This is a genomic window from Methylophaga sp. (assembly GCF_965655755.1).
In the GTDB taxonomy this organism is placed as follows: domain Bacteria; phylum Pseudomonadota; class Gammaproteobacteria; order Nitrosococcales; family Methylophagaceae; genus Methylophaga.
Genome location: NZ_CBFHHW010000005.1, coordinates 27,177 through 44,318, shown reverse-complemented (window position 1 = coordinate 44,318; position 17,142 = coordinate 27,177). Strand labels below are relative to the sequence as shown.

The window sequence follows — 17,142 nt, the reverse complement described above, 5'->3', positions numbered from 1 at the left end:
ACCATGAGCGAACTTAAAATTACGACTCTGAGTGAGTTTCTGCATCAAAGCGGTGCCAAGTACCGCGTGTTTGATATGGGCCGTCGGGTCACAAAGATGAACGCTGATGAGTTTGTAAACTTTGAATGGGCTAAAAAACCCTATCCGCTACCATTTCAACGTAAGGCATCGTTCGGTGTTATTTTCTGGCATCCAGAGGCACCTGAAAAACATTATGTTTGGTTTCTGACGTTTCCGCTGGATGAGCAGGGCCTGCTAATTCAAACAGCACGTGATGAGTTTCTCATGATGCTACTTGAGCGGGTTGGCGAATGCATGCTTGCTGCAGCGGATGGTAAGCAGATTGAAGGCGCGTTAAAAGACAGCCCTTATACCTTTACCCCGCGTGAAGACAAAATGGCAGCATTCAATGCCCAATCCACCCACAGTCTTGGGTTGAATCCGTCACAGTTTTATCCGGAGGCTCATGCCTACTTCACAGGACGTAAGCCTATGGACAGTTGGCAGACGCTGGGTATGCAGGGTGTGGCTGATGTCGCGGTCAGACTGGATAATAGTTCAGAAACGATCGATCTAGTCCGGACCTTACCCAAAGTGCCTGAAGAACCCTTTAATGTGTTGAGTACCTTTCTGGAAAATGCACAGCCGTCAATCGGTCTGGTCGAAGTGTTAGCACAACGTCTTGATGTACACCTGCAAGAAAAAAAACCTAATATTCCTATGATCTGCGCCTGTCTTCGCGCGGCGTCAAACAGTCCGGCGCAAGGATTGGTGGATCAGATGGTTGCGCATGTTCTTAAACACAAAATCAGTCAAAATATTGAAGTGTTGGCTACGATCAGTGGTCGTTTATGGCGCTCGTTGAAACTGCCGCATTTATGCCAACTCTATGTCGAGCAACTGGCACTCAATAATTCGGGCTCTGCTTATGCCGCATTCAGTCAGTTATTAGCTGATTTAATGTATATGCCCGACCTGCGTGAACCGGTGATGAGGGCATTACGTGATCCTAACCGTTCACAACACTTAAACCGTTTTATCGGAAAGATGTTCGGTAAGTAGCCTATTAGCTCCGAGGTTTGGCAATACGTCTTTGCCATTCCTGCTCCATCATGACATCAAGATTTGATTCCACCCGATCCAGAAATACATGGCCTGTTAAATGATCATGTTCATGCTGGAATACGCGGGCAAGAAAACCTTCATAATCCGCTTCAACATTGTTTCCGTCGATTGTCTGGTATTTAACCCGAATCGTGTCATAGCGTGGCACCAATGCACGGATACCGGGTAAGCTGAGACATCCCTCCCAGTCTTTGTTCATTGAAGCACTGTATTCAATGATTTCAGGGTTAATCACAAAAAATGGGGGCACATCCGGCGCGTAAGGGTAACGGGAGTTTGGATGAGAAGACAGAATAAAAAACTGTTGGCTGAGTCCAACCTGTGGCGCGGCAATGCCCATTCCGCCTTTATCCATAACAAAAGTCAGTAATTGTTTAAGCTGCTCTTGAAACTCGGGAGCCTGAATGTTTATAACAGGCTCGGCTGTCTGTCTTAACAGAGGATGACCAAGCTGGAGTATTTCAAAGTTGTCTGTCATAAAGCCGGTGCTTGCAAAGGATCATGTAAACGGAACCATCCTGCAATACTGTAGCGATCCCGCAGGGCTTTGACTACCTCATGTGGAAACTGCTCGCTGAGAAAAATAACAAAAGTGCCAAAATTCGGATCGACAGTCTGAATCACCTGATCAGAATCAGCCCCATAGATCAAGAGCTGACCACCATCGTTAGTCTGCCATTCCGGATTGAGATAGAGTACCGTAGTGAGTACACGGTTAGATTGGCCTTTGAAGGCATCCACATGCCTTTTGTAGAAAGCCCCTGGGGCATAGTGGGCATAATGGGATTCGTAATCGAATAATCCCATAAACAGGCGGCGATTCATGGCCAGACGAAATTCAGCCATAAAAGCGATATAGGCAGCATCTGTGGGATCACAATCATTGAGCCAGCGGGTTTCATCACGACGAACGGATGGTTGTAACTGAAATTCAAGTTCCCGACCGATACCGGCGGGCTGGAACGCATCAGGCTCCAGCTTAGTGACACGGCGGTGCAAAGCCATATTAAGCTCGGGAGCGAGTAATTGCGGTAAAACACAATACCCCTGATCCGCAATATCATCGGCTATCAGATCGTAATACGATTCAGTAGGGTGAATTAGCGCTTTCAAACATGCAGTCTCCAAAGGACAGTCAAAACCGCCACACTGATCGGAAGAGAGCAAAGCAACTGCTTGAGCCTGATCGGGGTGCAAGATATTGAACGGCCGATAAATTTAGCAGTTTTTTTACAAACGGGTGAGATTATTTTTCCGTTGGTTTGTGGTTTAACCAAAGAACCAGTAGGCAACCCCAATAGCAGCAATAATACCGGCAAAGTCGGCAGCGAGACCACAACTGACCGCATGACGAATATTTTTGATACCGACAGCGCCGAAATAAACGGCAAGCACGTAAAACGTAGTTTCAGTACTGCCCTGCACAATGGAAGACAATCGTCCGGCGAAAGAGTCGGCGCCATAGGTCTGCATAGTATCGACCATCATGGCGCGTGCGCCGCTGCCACTGAATGGTTTCATCAATGCGGTGGGCATCGCATCAATAAAGCGGTCATCCAGGCCCATGCTTATCACCAGACTTCGCATCCCATCAAACAATAACTCTAAAGCGCCGCTTGCTCTGAATACGCCGATGGCGACTAACATCGCTACCAGATAAGGAATAATGGTAACGGCAGTCTGAAAGCCCTCTTTGGCACCTTCAATGAAGGCCTCATAGGCATTCACTTTTTTGATGGCAGCGGCACTGATAAACAGCGCGACTAATGAAAACAGAATGATATTACTGATCAGCGCTGACTGTGTCAGCATCGCTTGCTGACTGAGACTGGCAAAGTAGCCTAATATAGCGAAGACGAGAAGAGTGAACCCCCCCAGATACATCATCACGATACGATCCAGCAGGTTAATTTTTTGTACTGATGCCACCACGAGAAGGCCCACAAAGGTCGATATATAGGTCGCGAGCAGAATAGGAATAAACACATCAGTGGGGTTGGCAGCCCCCATTTGTGCACGATAGGTGAAAATCGTGACGGGGAATAAGGTGACGGCTGAGGTGTTAATCACCAAAAAAAGAATCTGCGCGTTGCTTGCCGTCTCTTTTAATGGGTTAAGACTCTGCAGTTCCTTCATTGCCTTGATGCCTAATGGCGTTGCCGCGTTATCCAAGCCTAAGGCATTCGCTGAGATATTCATCACCATTGAGCCCAGAGCCGGATGATCTCTGGGCACCTCCGGCATCAGTCGGGTAAAGAGTGGGGTGAGACCACGGGTGAGGATGTCGACAAAACCACTGCGTTCGCCGATTTTCATGATGCCCAGCCACAAGGCCAGAATGCCGGTCAGTCCAAGTGAAATTTCAAATGCGGTTTTGGAAAGCGCGAACATCGCTTCCATCAGCTGGGAGAAGATTGCCTGGTCGCCTAAAACTAACAGCTTGAATAGCGCTACGATAAAAGCAATCAGAAAAAAGGCAATCCAGATTATATTCAGCATGCCGTTATTGTGGCACGACTGATCTAATTGAGAAAGCAGTAGAAAAAATCAGGCCCGAACTTTGTCGGGCCTGATGAGACAAGTTGTTCAGTATTGTTTATGACTGATTTTGCCTGCCTTTTGATAACCGTTTTTTAGCGGCAACAGCAGGACGCTTTTTAGTTCTGCCCGGTTTTTGACGTGCGGGTCTTGCTGGTTTTTCCATTGCGTCAGGTTTGCTATCAGGCATGCTGATCTGCAATTGATGCTGATTGACCCAGACTTTACGCAGGTGTTGGAAAATGTCTTTTGGCATACCATCAGGCAAGTCAACAAAACTGTGGTCATCCATAATTGAAATACGACCAATAAGCTGACTTTCAAGTCCTGCCTCGTTGGCAATCGCACCGACCAGGTGCTTGGGTTCAACATTATGCTCAGAACCCACTTCAACCCGGTACGTTCTCATCCCTTCTTCAGGGGTGTGCTTTTCACGTGACCGCGGCGCTCGTTCCGCGCGTGGAGCACGTTCCGGGCGATCGGAGCGTGTCTCACGTTTATTTGGACGCAGTTCCCGCTCTGGGCGTTCTTTTGCTTGCTTACGCTCACTCACGTGGCTGACAGGGTTTATTGGACGGTTTTTTTGAACCAGGAATGCTAAAGCAGCTGCCATTTCAATGGGATCCGCGTTATGTTCTTCCTGATATTGTGCAATCAGCTTTTCAAAGAATGTTAAATCCTGAGATTCGATGGTTTCTGTTACTTGCTGTTTGAATGATATTACACGACGATCGGCAATATCTTCACTGCTTGGCAATTGCATACGGGTGATATTTTGACGTGTCGCTTTTTCAATCGCGCCTAACATACGTTTTTCGCGCGGAGCAACAAACAAAATCGCTTCACCTTTACGACCCGCACGACCAGTTCTGCCAATACGATGGACATATGATTCAGTATCATAAGGGATATCATAGTTGACGACGTGGCTCATACGCTCAATATCCAGACCACGTGCTGCTACATCGGTAGCGACCAGAATATCTATCTTGCCTGCCTTCATTCTGGCAATCGTCTTTTCACGTAAAGCCTGATTCATATCACCATTCAATGGAGAGCTGGCATAACCACGTGCTTCCAGTTTTTCAGCCAGGTCGACTGTAGAATTTTTGGTGCGCACGAAAATGATCATGCCATCGAATTCTTCCACTTCCAGAATACGGGTCAGTGCATCGAGCTTATGTAGGCCGGTGACTTGCCAGTAACGCTGGTTAATCGTATCAACCGTCGAAGTCTTCGATTTGATATGCACTTCAACCGGATCTTTCAGGTAGCGTTGGGCTACCCGATGGATAGGTTTTGGCATAGTCGCTGAAAACAACGCTACCTGACGTTCTTTTGGCGTTTCCTGCAAGATGGTTTCGACATCGTCGATAAACCCCATGCGCAGCATTTCATCCGCTTCATCCAGTACCAGAGAACGGAGGTTTTCTAATTCCAGTTTGCCGCGACGGATATGATCCAGAATACGGCCAGGTGTACCGACGATAACCTGTGGGTTACGTTGTAACTGACGCAATTGAATCCCCATGCTTTGGCCACCATAAATCGGCAAAACATGGAAATTTTTAATATGACGACCATAGCCTTGAATGGCCTCGGCAACCTGAATAGCGAGTTCCCGGGTCGGTGTAAGCACCAACATCTGTGGTGTTTTCTGGCGGTTATCCAGACGGCTCAGCAATGGCAGCGAGAACGCCGCAGTTTTACCGGTACCGGTTTGTGCTTGCCCCAATAAATCACGACCTTCCAACAGGGGAGAAATACTTTGAGCTTGGATCGGAGAGGGTGTTTCATAACCGGCCTCCTTAATGGCTTTGACAATAGCAGGCGCTATTCCCAACTCATCAAATGAGGGGATAGAAACGGGTTGTTCTGTGGACATGGTGAAACCTGTGAAAGTCAGTTTTTGAACGCAAAACTGAGAAGCGAGATGGTAAACGGTCAATTATACAACTCTTTACCATTAAAAGATATAAAAATCATTAATTTATTCAACTATTGACTAGGGCTGGAAACAGTTGGCGAATAGGCTTTATTATGGGCGTAACACAGTACTATTTAGATATGTAATTTGAAGTTTGCATTAAAACAAGGAGATAACTATGAGCGATCATACCTACAAACTGATTGAATTAACCGGTAGCTCAATGGAGGGCTCTGATCAGGCGATCCAGAATGCGATCACGAAAGCGTCTGAAACGATCAAACATATGGATTGGTTCGAAGTCATTGAGACCCGGGGTTACATTGAGGCGGGCGGCGTTAAATACTGGCAAGTGACTATCAAGATCGGGTTTCGTATCGAAGACTAAAATAACCGTAGCTAAAATATGACCCTATCAATTAGCACAGATATCGTTGTTATCGGCGCGGGGTCGGCTGGATTGGCCGCCATAAAAGAAGTTCAAAAACAGACTGATCAGTATTTACTGGTCAATGCTGGATCGTATGGCACAACCTGCGCCCGTGTCGGATGCATGCCTTCGAAGTTATTAATTGAAGCGGCTAACGCTTTTCATCGAAGGCACAGCTTTGAAGCGTTTGGTATTCGTCAGGCTGAAAAGCTTGAAATAGATATCGCTGCCGTATTTAAGCGTGTTCGAGAGCTGCGTGACTATTATGTGTCGAGTGTGCTGGATACCGTTGACGCACTCGGCAGCAAAAATATCTCTGGCAAAGCGATAGTTAAATCTCCCAATCGTGTGGAAGTGAATGGGCAGTTAATTGAATGTAAAAAAATAATTATTGCCACCGGGTCGAGACCAGTTGTTCCTGAAGCATGGAATATGCTGGGTGATAAATTACTGACAACGGATAATTTGTTTGAGCAGCCTGATTTAAAGTCGCATATAGCTGTTATTGGCATGGGAGCAATAGGTGTTGAGATGGCACAAGCCCTATCCCGACTCGGCATTAGAGTTTCTGCGGTGTCAACGATTGAGCAAGTCGCTGGGTTGACGGATCCGGTGGTGAATCAGGATTTAATCCAGATATTGAACAGGGAATACGACCTGTATCTAGGACAAGAAGCCGAGTTGAGCAAGACCCAGACCGGCGTTGAAGTCACTGTTGGTGATGCCGTCTTCGAAGTCGATCAGGTCTTAGCTGCAGTAGGACGGCAACCAAACCTGGATAATATTGGTTTGGAAAACCTTGGCGTGCCATTGGATGCTAATGGGATACCTGACATTAATCCCCAAACAATGCAGCTAGCAGACTTACCTGTTTTTATAGCCGGTGATGCAGGCGCTCACAGTATGCTGCTTCATGAAGTAGCGGATGAAGGGCGCATAGCAGGACATAACGCTGCTTCTCAGTCGATCGATGCTTTCCGGCGAAGAACATCCCTGCAAATTGTCTTTTGCGATCCCGAGGTAGCCAGTGTCGGAAAGAAATTTGAAGACTGCGATTTAGCAAATACCCTGATCGGGCAGGTCGATTATCAGGATCAGGGACGAGCCCGTGCCGGGCAACGTAATACGGGTTTGATGCGACTCTATGCCGACAAGAGCAGTGAGCGTCTTATCGGTGCAGAAATGGCTGTTCCCGCGGCAGAGCACATGGTTCATCTGTTGGCACTCGCAATTGAGCAGAAATTAACCATCGAAGAAATTTTGAGGATGCCGATTTATCATCCGGTATTGGAAGAGGGTATGCGCACCGCATTACGCGAACTGCAAAGCCAGATGAGCTCGAATATCCCCTTTGATTTATCGAGATGCGAGGCGTTTGATTCTGAGGCGCTGGATTGAACTAGGCTGATTGTTTCTTGAAGCTGTGAACCCAGACCTGATGTGTATCGTTCCAGTCCATACCCCCATGCATGCTGATGATCAGCTGTTTGTACATTTCAAGATTCGGGAAACCTTCAGCCTGAGCATCCTGCTCCGTCATATTACCCAGCGATTGTCGTTCCAGGGCAGTAATGACGAAGGTTTCCTGATTTAAATCGAACCTTTCTCCCGGATAACCATAAACACCGTTACGCCGTTGTTGTGTTTTGGAGCCTTTCAGAGCGGCATCTACCAGACGATCATGCGTGACCAGCCGATCAATTTCACAGGTCTTGGCTGGGTAATTTAGATGTTGCTGCGTCATGTCACTTATTAAGACGTGTGAATTTTGAACCTTCCAGCGTCAGATTAAACATCAATCCTTTATTACTGAAAACAAATCCAACAATCGGGTCTTCTATATCAATGGTATTAATGTCTTCACCGGCACCCCACTCGACTACAGCAACCGAACCATCAACACCGGCTTTCCAACCTTTGCTGTTGCGGAAGTATTTCAGTGAGTCAGACGCCAGAAACACGACAACTAAAGACTTGCTTTGGGCACCTAGTTGCAAGCCGATGGAAGCCGCAGCAGTGCTGTAATAATCAACGGTTTCACCATTGATTTGTAAAGCGCCTTCTCCGTACTCGCCACCGATACCAAAGCCTGCTTTGATGACTTTAGGGAATACCAACACGCCATGGGCGCGTTGTAAAAATTCACTACCACCGGAAACTTCTTTCTGAAACTTTTTGAGTGTTTCATTAACGCCGATATCAATTTCTGTCGCCGAGGCAGCCATGGTGACAGCGGGACTCACAAAAAAGAGCAAACCCAGACAAGAGACTAAAATGGCCCATTTCCCGGCTAGGTGTTTTGGCAGTTGCTTCATAGCAATATTCTCTTACGTCGAATGTTATCGCTACATTAGCATGAAAAACAGACTGTTATCATCTGTTATTCGTTGAGTATCAATTAATCCCCAAGCTTTGCAGGTACTTATCGTAACTGCCATGGAAGTCGGTAATGCCTTCGGCTTCCATATCAAAGATACGGGTTGCCAGTGATGACACAAATTCCCGGTCATGGCTGACAAAAAACAGTGTGCCTTTGTAATTTTCCAGCGCCATGTTTAATGATTCGATAGATTCCATATCCATATGGTTGGTCGGTTCATCCATGATCAGAATATTAGGGCGTTGCAGAATAAGTTTTCCGAATAGCATACGACCTTTTTCGCCACCCGACAGTACATTAACCTTTTTATCAATCATGTGACCTGAAAACAATAAACGTCCCAGCGTACCGCGAATAACCTGTTCGTCATCATCGGGTCCGCCCCATTGCGACATCCACTCAAACAGTGTCATATCATTTTTAAATAAATGATCGTGATCCTGAGCATAGTAGCCAATATTGGCATTTTCTGACCACTTCACAATCCCAGCTTTAGGTTCTACATCACCCACCAACGTCTTGACCAGAGTGGACTTACCAATACCATTTGGGCCGATAATCGCAATACGTTCGCCCACTTCAGTCATAAAGCTAAAGTCTTCGAAAAGTGGCGATTCATCATTATAGAATTGAGTGATCTTTTTCGCTTCCAATGCATTCCGAAACAGTTTCTTTTCCTGGTCAAAACGAATGAAAGGGTTAACACGACTGGATGGTTTAATATCATCCAGTTGGATTTTATCAATTTGCTTCTGACGTGATGTAGCCTGTTTGGCTTTCGATGCATTGGCTGAAAAACGGGAAACAAATTGTTGCAATTCCTTAATTTGAGCTTTTTTCTTGGCATTGTCAGCCACTTGACGTTCACGTGCCTGGGTTGACGCAATCATGTAGTCGTCATAAGTACCCGGGTAAACACGCAGTTCACCGTAATCCATATCCGCCATATGGGTACACACACTATTCAGAAAGTGACGATCATGTGAAATGATGATCATGGTGCTGTTACGTTGGTTGAGAATATCTTCCAGCCAACGGATAGTATTGATATCCAGATGGTTGGTAGGTTCATCCAGCAACATGATGTCAGGTTCAGCAAACAATACCTGTGTCAGTAAGATTCGGAGTTTCCAACCCGGGGCGATTTCACTCATAGGGCCGTAATGCTGTTCTACTGGAATGCCGACACCCAGCAACAATTCACCTGCGCGTGCCTCGGCTGTATAACCATCAAGTTCTGCATACTGACCTTCCAGTTCAGCGACTTTGAGGCCATCTTCTTCACTCATTTCCGGCAGACTATAGATACGATCACGTTCTTTATGGACCTCCCATAGTTCTGGCTGACCCATGATAACGACATCAATAACACGCTGATCTTCGTATGCGAATTGATCCTGTTTTAAAACAGCGAAGGATTCGTTAACGTCCCGGTTAATATTACCGGAGCTGGGTTCCAGTTCACCGGACAGGATTTTCATGAACGTGGACTTACCACAACCATTCGCCCCGATGAGACCGTAGCGGTTACCGTCACCGAATTTGACGGATACATTTTCAAACAGGGGTTTTGCCCCGAATTGCATGGTGATATTGGCTGTACTTAGCAAGAAGATAGTCCTGTCTTAGATGAGGTCGAGCGGGAACGACGCGAAAAACCCACCATTATACATGATGTTAGCCCTGCGAGATAAGGGTAAGTTTGGCTTTTCTGGAGAGTTTCTTTATCGATGCCTCACGTTTGGAAGCTGTGCTGCGATCTGGTTGCATTTCTTGGTAAACCAGTTTTTTAGCCTGGCTGGTATGGAAAAAACGTGCGCCACCGCTATGGGATTGGTGTTGTTTAAAGCGACGTTCGATGTCGGTGGTAATACCCGTGTAGAGTTTGCCGTTATCAGCTTCGATGATATAGACGAACCACTCAGTTTTTGTCATCAAAATCCAAAGCGACGGAATTGATACAGTAGCGAAGCCCTGTGGGAGCGGGTCCATCATCAAAGACATGACCTAAATGTGCATCACACTTATGGCAGCGGACTTCTGTACGATCCATACCATGACTATAATCTACGTGATGGGTAATGGCACCTTGATCGATCTGCGCTGAGAAACTGGGCCAGCCACAACCGGAATGAAACTTGGTTTCTGACGTGAAGAGCGGTTCATTACAACAAATGCAACGGTAAATGCCATCGTCTGTATGATCCGTGTAGGATCCCGAGAAAGGCGGTTCTGTGCCAGCCTTACGGGTAACACGAAATTGCTCTTCGGTGAGTTGCTCTCGCCATTGAGAGTCAGTTTTTACAACTTTATCTGACATGGTTTTCATCAATTCTATTGCTATATCTGCAGTCATTGTAGGCAATGCTGTTCAAAAAATCAGCAATAAGCGTTCAGAAATAAACGATGAAAAAAATGTAAAAGGTTGAAAAAAGTTGCCAGCACAAGGCTGGCAACAAACTCGGTTTTCAGGTTTAAGAGAGAGGGAGGTGTAAATCGCTCGCGATCAAGGCGTTACGTCTCCATCGGTTATAAATAATAATGATTGTTATTTATGTTTGCAACATTAAAAAGAGAAAAGAGTCATTTATTTTGCATTACGTAAAGATTTTGTTATTTAATTCAGTGAGTTAAGTGTTGCATTGGTAAGCGGATAATCATACGTAAGCCACCTTCAGAACGGTTTTCTGCGAGAATTTGACCGCCATGAGCCGTAGTTGCTTGTTGTGCGATAGTCAGTCCCAGACCAATGCCATCTTTCCTCTGCATTTGACTGCCACGGAAAAAAGGTCGAAACAGATCTGCCAAATCGGCTTCCGGGACACCCGGTCCTTCATCCTCTACTGTAATTTCCATATACGAGTCAGAAAAATCACGTTGCGATCGAATATGAATCGTATCTCCCGTATCACTGAATTTAATGGCATTGCGGATGACGTTTTCAATGGCGCGGTGTAACAGTTCCTGCTGTCCGTGCAGAGTAATATCTTCATTGTGTTGAAGCTCAATAGAGACTGACTTATGTTCTGCTTCGAAATGTGCGTCTTTCACAATTTCATCTACTAGAGCGGCAATATCGACATCCGTTTTCTGACCATATTCGACACCTGTTTCCATCCGCGAAATAAGCAATAATTCACCGACCAGGTCACTGATCCGTTCAGCTTCACGATCTAAACGTGTCAGGATAGATTCAACTTTTCCAGGTTGTTGTTGCGCAATACCTATGGCTGCCTGCATTCGCGCTAAGGGAGAACGCAATTCATGCGAGACATCATGCAACAACTGACGCTGTCCTTTAACAAGGGCATCGATTTTACTGGTCATAAAGTCAAAGTTTTTACCCAAATCCGCGAGCTCATCCTGTCGGTTCCCCATGGCCTGACTGACACGAGTATCTAATTTACCTTCAGCCACTTCACTGAATGCTTGTTTTAGGTGGCGAATGGGGCGGGTGAAATACCACGCTAGTAAGGCACTGAATAAGAAGCTGGCAAAGAGCGCTGAAACAATCATTAAGAGCACTGGTAAATGTTTTAAAACCCAGCTTTTTTTAAAGTAATGCAGGGGTTCGGGCTCAGCCAGAGGTACATAGAGCAATAAGGATGTGTCTGTGAGTGTGACCCGCTCAACAATACGGCGTTTTCCTCGCTCGAAAAGCTGTCTAGCATGGTTTAATGTCGCCAGATCGACGGAGCGTCCCAGGATATCCTGTTGCTCTGTGTTGACCGCCATAACATTGGTCATATTGGCTTGTTCGAGTTGTTGTAGAAAGTTCTGCAGGGCATTTTTACCCTGTGTTTTAGCGATGTCAGCCGCAACCATGACATAGGATATGCCTCGGTGATCGAGCAGTTTCAGCGTGCCTAAATCATCATCATGGTTAGCTGCACTTTTTAACCAAACAAATGTGCCGGCACTAACCGCCGTGATAAGCAAAGTCAGCCAGAAGCTGAAGAAAAATTTCCAGAATAAACGTCCCATAATTACTCTTTAATCAATTGATAACCCTGACCCCGAATGGTCTGGATGTATTGGTGACCTTCTGCTTGTTTCGCTAGTTTTTGTCTGATACTGCTCATGTGCACATCGATACTTCTGTCAAACCGTGCTAAAGGGCGACCTAACGCTTTTTCAGACAATTGATTTTTACTGACGACTTGACCCGCCTGGCGTGCCAATACTTCTAATAGATTGAATTCGGTGCTGGTCAGATCCAGTTTCTGATCAAACCAAGTGACTTTTCGTTGCGAGGTCCACAGCTTGAGTGGACCGATATCCAGATAATGTTCACTTTTGGCCTGTGCTTTGTGTTCCGTACGACGCAGGATCGCTCTTATCCTGGCCACCAACTCCCGTGGCGTGCAGGGTTTGGGCACATAATCATCAGCGCCCGATTCAAGCCCAATAATGCGGTCGATATCATCCCCTTTTGCAGTAAACATTAACACCGGGATCAGGCTCTCCTGTCGTATCTTGATTAAGATGTCAGTGCCTTTAATATCGGGCAGCATCATATCAAGGATGATGAGATCAAAGGGCGTGTTTAAAGCGGCATCAAGACCTTCCTGTCCAGTAAAGACCGTTTCAACGACAAAGTCTTCCTGTTGCAGATAGTCTTGGAACAACTCTGCCAGCTCTATATCATCATCGATAATCAGTACATTCGCCACATCTATCTCCTTGATTCATGGGGCAATCATAGCGCTATGTACACAGGCAAACCAGAGAACAGATAAGACCTTTACCTATTTTTACCTTCTGCTAACGTTTCTTTACGCCTTTGTGGCTGATACTGGCAGCGTGTTTTGAGCACACCGGCTTAACCGGATTGACTTATTTCAAGGAGATTTAAAGATGCGTAAATTATTTATTTTACTGAGCATGATTCCTCTGGCTGCTGTGGCGATGCCCTCTGAGGATAGCCCCAAGCAATGTGCTGACGCACATCAGCATATGAAGCATAAAAAGGGCGGGGATGTGCCTTTCTATCTTCGTGATATGGACTTAACCGATACTCAGAAAGCGCAGATCAAAGCGCTTATGGCAAAACGTCATAGCGATAAACAATCTGGCAAAGCCGAATATTGGGAAAACAAAAAAGCTATTAAAACGTTAACCCAAGCGGAAACGCTTGATGAGGTGGCTTTGGAACAGGCAGTGGATAAATCTATGGCAATGAAGAAAGCACATGCAATGGATTCTGCCCGATTTCATCATCACGTGTTCAATGTTTTAACTTCTGAACAGCAGAAAACGCTGGAACAAAAAATGGCGGAATATAAACAAAAAATGCGCCATTAATCGCTTGTGCACAGCTCCCTCCAATCCTCTCCTTTCCCGAAGCCGGAGGGAGCTGCTGCATTTTTTCGACAAGTAGGCAGGACAATAAACGACAGGATTGGTTATCATCATTACCTTTAGATCAGTAAAGGCAGAATGATGGTTCTGGAAAAGGCACCCAGTTGGCAACAGGTACTCGATCAGGAGTTTACCGCGCCTTATATGGTTGAATTGAAACAATTCCTCCAACAGGAAAAGCAGAACCATAAAATTATTTACCCCCATTCCAGTAACTGGTTCCATGCGCTGGAAATGACACCGTTGGATCAGGTTAAAGTCGTGATCCTCGGCCAAGATCCCTACCACCAACCGGGGCAGGCACATGGATTATGTTTTTCCGTCAAACCCGGAGTCAAAACGCCGCCTTCGCTGATGAACATCTATAAAGAACTCCATAATGATCTGGGCATTAAACCGGTATCTCACGGTTATCTGGAAAGCTGGGCAAAGCAGGGCGTACTACTACTGAATGCGGTGTTGACTGTGGAAGACTCCAAAGCGAATGCTCACCAAGGGAAAGGGTGGGAGCAGTTTACCGATAAAGTAATCAACACGATTAATCAACAATGCAACAATGTGGTGTTTATGCTGTGGGGCAGTTACGCCCAGAAAAAAGGTAGTGCGATTGATCCGCAGAAACACTTAGTGTTGAAAGCGCCGCATCCTTCTCCATTGTCCGCGCATCGTGGCTTTTTGGGCTGCAAGCATTTCAGTCAGGCAAACACTTACCTGCAACAACACGGGGCTTCCCCTATAAATTGGCAATTACCTGAAAACCCTGACTCAGAATAAACCCTGATATTGAGGCTTTGGCCTTGATACAATTCGCGCCATGATAAAACTGAACCAGGTATCTTTAAGGCGTGGTACCCGCCTGCTGTTTGAATCCGCCAACCTTATTATTCATCCGGGCCAACGAATTGGTTTAACCGGGGCGAATGGTACAGGTAAGTCGAGCTTGTTCGCGATGTTGCGGGATCAGCTGCATGCCGATACCGGCGAGGTCACCATACCAGAAGCCTGGACGACTGCTTACGTGGCTCAGGAAACCCCAGCGGTGGCTATTCCTGCCATTGAGTATGTACTTCAGGGTGACGAAGAACTTACCCGCCTGAATGCTGAGCTGGCAGATGCTGAATCCAGAAATGACGGCCACAGGCAAAGTGAGTTGCACGATAAATTGGCCGCAATAGACGCCTATACCGCCAATAGCCGAGCGGGAAAATTAATGCATGGGCTGGGCTTTGATGCAGAGCAGGAAACCAAACCAGTTACTGATTTTTCAGGTGGCTGGCGGATGCGACTCAATCTGGCACAGGCTTTAATGTGTCGTTCTGATCTTTTATTACTCGATGAGCCGACTAACCATCTTGATCTCGAAGCGGTTTACTGGCTGGAAGAATGGCTCAGAAATTATTCCGGTACACTGATCGTTATTTCTCATGATCGTGACTTTCTGGACCGCGTGGTCACCCATGTGGCGCACATCGAACACCAACGAATCAAACTTTATACCGGTAATTACTCAGATTTTGAGCTGGCGCGAGCCGAACATCTGGCAAACCAACAGGCCGCGCATCAAAAGCAACAACGCGAGATTGCGCATATGCGGAGTTTTGTTACCCGTTTTAAAGCCAAAGCTACCAAGGCCAAACAGGCCCAAAGCCGTGTCAAAGCGTTAGAACGCATGGAGCTGATTGCCCCTGCGCATGTGGATTCACCTTTTCATTTTGAGTTTTTGAAACCAACACGACTTACCGTGCCTTTATTAGCGTTAGATAAAGCGTCTGTAGGTTATACTGATACCCCATTAATCAGCCAAATCAAGCTCAACTTGGCACCGGGCGATCGTATTGGTTTATTGGGGCCGAATGGCGCGGGTAAGTCGACGCTGATTAAACTAATCGCCGGTTCGCTCGAACCCATGAGTGGCAAACGTAAAGAAGCCAAGGATATTCGTATCGGCTATTTTGCGCAGCATCAACTTGAACAGCTTCGCACAGATGACACGCCGTTGAATCATCTGCAAAGACTCGACAAACAGGCGAGTGAACAGGATTTACGTAATTTCCTGGGTGGGTTTGGCTTTCATGGAGACAAAGCTCTCGAGCGAGTTGCACCGTTTTCCGGTGGTGAAAAAGCCCGACTGGTGTTAGCCATTCTGGTGTATCAACGGCCTGCCGTATTACTGCTGGATGAACCGACCAATCACCTTGATTTGGAAATGCGCCTGGCATTGACTGTTGCGCTACAGGAGTTTGAAGGGGCGCTGGTGGTGGTCTCGCATGACAGACATTTACTGCGTACCGTCACAGATGATTTGTGGCTGGTATCGCATGGTGAAGCGAAAAGCTTTGATGGGGATTTGGATGATTATCGCCAGTGGCTACTTAATAAAGACAAACCACAAAAAGCTGACACAGCCAATACGATCAATACAAAAAAGCAGGATCGTAAAGTTGCTGCTGAGCAACGGCAAAAATTACAACCATTACGCAATGTCGTAAAAAATGCAGAAAAGCAAATGGATAAGCTCACTGCTGCATTAACTAAGCTGGAGTTTGAGTTAGCCGATAACACGCTCTATACCGAAGAAGCGAAAGATAAACTCAAAACCTTGTTACAACAACAAGCGGATCTTAAAACACAACTGGAACAAGCCGAAATGAATTGGTTTGAGGCCAGTGAACAACTAGAAGCAGCCCAAGCTGCTGGAGAATAAGTGTGGCATTACTGTCATTAAAACAAATTACCGTCAGTTATGGCGGCCCCAATCTATTAGACAAAGTCGATTTTCAACTGGACCGGGGCGAACGTGTCTGTCTGGTAGGCCGCAATGGTGCCGGTAAGTCGACCCTGATGAAACTGATTGCCGGGGAAATTAAAGCCGATTCCGGTGAAATGATGGGTACGCAGGAAATCAAAATTGCCCGTCTGGAGCAGGAAGTTCCGATTGGTACTCATGGTAAAGTGTTTGATGTGGTGGCTGAAGGACTCGGTGAGATAGCGCCTTTATTGGTGGAATACCATCATATCGTGCATCAACTGGAAACTGACAGCTCAGAGGCCTTACTGGATAAGCTTGAAAAAGCCCAGCACAAACTGGAAGCGATTGATGGCTGGTCAATGGAGCAGCGTGTAGAAACAGTCATTTCGCGTTTGTCACTGGATGCAGATACCGATTTTGACAGCCTCTCCGGAGGTAAAAAACGCCGTGTGCTTCTGGCGCAGGCGTTGGTAAAACAACCTGATATTTTGTTGCTTGATGAGCCAACCAACCACTTGGATATTGAATCCATCACCTGGTTGGAAGGCTTTCTGAAAAGTTATGGTGGCACTTTATTGTTTATCACCCATGACAGAATGTTTCTTCAGGCATTAGCCACTCGTATCGTGCAA

Annotated in this window: 18 protein-coding genes; 7 read left to right on the top strand and 11 right to left on the bottom strand. The window is 46.3% G+C overall.

What is annotated here, in order from left to right:
• Positions 1-3 precede the first annotated feature (3 nt).
• Positions 4-1,062: a DUF3549 family protein gene (locus ACTF5U_RS03060; protein WP_438970168.1), complete on the top strand. Its 1,059-nt coding sequence runs from the start codon at positions 4-6 to the stop codon at positions 1,060-1,062.
• A gap of 4 nt (positions 1,063-1,066) precedes the next feature.
• Here ACTF5U_RS03060 and def read toward each other — a convergent pair whose 3' ends face one another.
• From def to ACTF5U_RS03040, 4 genes are all read right to left on the bottom strand, one after another.
• Entirely contained in the window at positions 1,067-1,603 is a 537-nt protein-coding gene (gene def, locus ACTF5U_RS03055; RefSeq protein ID WP_438970167.1) for a peptide deformylase, read from the bottom strand.
• Complete coding sequence (locus tag ACTF5U_RS03050) at positions 1,600-2,238, bottom strand: 2OG-Fe(II) oxygenase (protein WP_438970166.1); 639 nt, start codon at positions 2,236-2,238, stop codon at positions 1,600-1,602. Before ACTF5U_RS03050 ends, def begins: the two co-directional genes overlap by 4 nt.
• Positions 2,239-2,394: 156 nt before the next feature.
• Positions 2,395-3,624 carry a nucleoside recognition domain-containing protein gene (locus tag ACTF5U_RS03045; protein ID WP_438970165.1) on the bottom strand — a complete coding sequence of 410 codons (1,230 nt, stop codon included), beginning with the start codon at positions 3,622-3,624 and terminating at the stop codon, positions 2,395-2,397.
• 97 nt (positions 3,625-3,721) lie between these two features.
• Entirely contained in the window at positions 3,722-5,548 is a 1,827-nt protein-coding gene (locus ACTF5U_RS03040) for a DEAD/DEAH box helicase (RefSeq protein ID WP_438970164.1), read from the bottom strand.
• 220 nt (positions 5,549-5,768) lie between these two features.
• On the opposite strand from ACTF5U_RS03040, the gene ACTF5U_RS03035 reads away from it, so the two are divergent.
• Positions 5,769-5,978, top strand: coding sequence for a dodecin (locus ACTF5U_RS03035; RefSeq protein WP_438970163.1), 210 nt, complete (start codon positions 5,769-5,771; stop codon positions 5,976-5,978).
• Between the two features lie 18 nt (positions 5,979-5,996).
• A complete protein-coding gene (locus tag ACTF5U_RS03030) occupies positions 5,997-7,418 on the top strand; it encodes a dihydrolipoyl dehydrogenase (protein WP_438970162.1) in 1,422 nt (473 codons plus the stop codon).
• Between the two features lies 1 nt (position 7,419).
• On the opposite strand, the gene ACTF5U_RS03025 is transcribed toward ACTF5U_RS03030, so the two are convergent.
• The 7 genes from ACTF5U_RS03025 to ACTF5U_RS02995 all read right to left on the bottom strand — a co-directional run bounded on the left by ACTF5U_RS03025 (position 7,420) and on the right by ACTF5U_RS02995 (position 13,073).
• Complete coding sequence (locus ACTF5U_RS03025) at positions 7,420-7,764, bottom strand: ASCH domain-containing protein (protein ID WP_438970161.1); 345 nt, start codon at positions 7,762-7,764, stop codon at positions 7,420-7,422.
• A 1-nt stretch (position 7,765) separates the two neighbouring features.
• The gene (locus tag ACTF5U_RS03020) at positions 7,766-8,335 is read right to left on the bottom strand and encodes a BPSL1445 family SYLF domain-containing lipoprotein (protein ID WP_438970160.1); all 570 of its coding nucleotides are present in this window, start codon (positions 8,333-8,335) and stop codon (positions 7,766-7,768) included.
• Between the two features lie 79 nt (positions 8,336-8,414).
• A complete protein-coding gene (locus ACTF5U_RS03015; RefSeq protein WP_438970159.1) occupies positions 8,415-10,010 on the bottom strand; it encodes an ABC-F family ATPase in 1,596 nt (531 codons plus the stop codon).
• 67 nt (positions 10,011-10,077) lie between these two features.
• Positions 10,078-10,335, bottom strand: coding sequence for a GIY-YIG nuclease family protein (locus ACTF5U_RS03010; RefSeq protein WP_438970158.1), 258 nt, complete (start codon positions 10,333-10,335; stop codon positions 10,078-10,080).
• Positions 10,322-10,720: a peptide-methionine (R)-S-oxide reductase MsrB gene (gene msrB, locus ACTF5U_RS03005; RefSeq protein ID WP_438970235.1), complete on the bottom strand. Its 399-nt coding sequence runs from the start codon at positions 10,718-10,720 to the stop codon at positions 10,322-10,324. Before msrB ends, ACTF5U_RS03010 begins: the two co-directional genes overlap by 14 nt.
• Before the next feature lie 302 nt (positions 10,721-11,022).
• The gene (locus ACTF5U_RS03000) at positions 11,023-12,384 is read right to left on the bottom strand and encodes an ATP-binding protein (protein WP_438970157.1); all 1,362 of its coding nucleotides are present in this window, start codon (positions 12,382-12,384) and stop codon (positions 11,023-11,025) included.
• 2 nt (positions 12,385-12,386) lie between these two features.
• Positions 12,387-13,073: a response regulator transcription factor gene (locus ACTF5U_RS02995; protein WP_438970156.1), complete on the bottom strand. Its 687-nt coding sequence runs from the start codon at positions 13,071-13,073 to the stop codon at positions 12,387-12,389.
• A 184-nt stretch (positions 13,074-13,257) separates the two neighbouring features.
• On the opposite strand from ACTF5U_RS02995, the gene ACTF5U_RS02990 reads away from it, so the two are divergent.
• The 4 genes from ACTF5U_RS02990 to ACTF5U_RS02975 form a co-directional block, all read left to right on the top strand.
• The gene (locus tag ACTF5U_RS02990; RefSeq protein ID WP_438970155.1) at positions 13,258-13,704 is read left to right on the top strand and encodes a Spy/CpxP family protein refolding chaperone; all 447 of its coding nucleotides are present in this window, start codon (positions 13,258-13,260) and stop codon (positions 13,702-13,704) included.
• Between the two features lie 138 nt (positions 13,705-13,842).
• Complete coding sequence (ung, locus tag ACTF5U_RS02985; protein ID WP_438970234.1) at positions 13,843-14,535, top strand: uracil-DNA glycosylase; 693 nt, start codon at positions 13,843-13,845, stop codon at positions 14,533-14,535.
• Between the two features lie 40 nt (positions 14,536-14,575).
• Positions 14,576-16,465, top strand: a complete 1,890-nt coding sequence (locus ACTF5U_RS02980) for an ATP-binding cassette domain-containing protein (protein WP_438970154.1) — start codon at positions 14,576-14,578, stop codon at positions 16,463-16,465.
• A 2-nt stretch (positions 16,466-16,467) separates the two neighbouring features.
• On the top strand, positions 16,468-17,142 hold a 675-nt coding region (locus tag ACTF5U_RS02975; protein WP_438970153.1), incomplete at its 3' end, for an ATP-binding cassette domain-containing protein.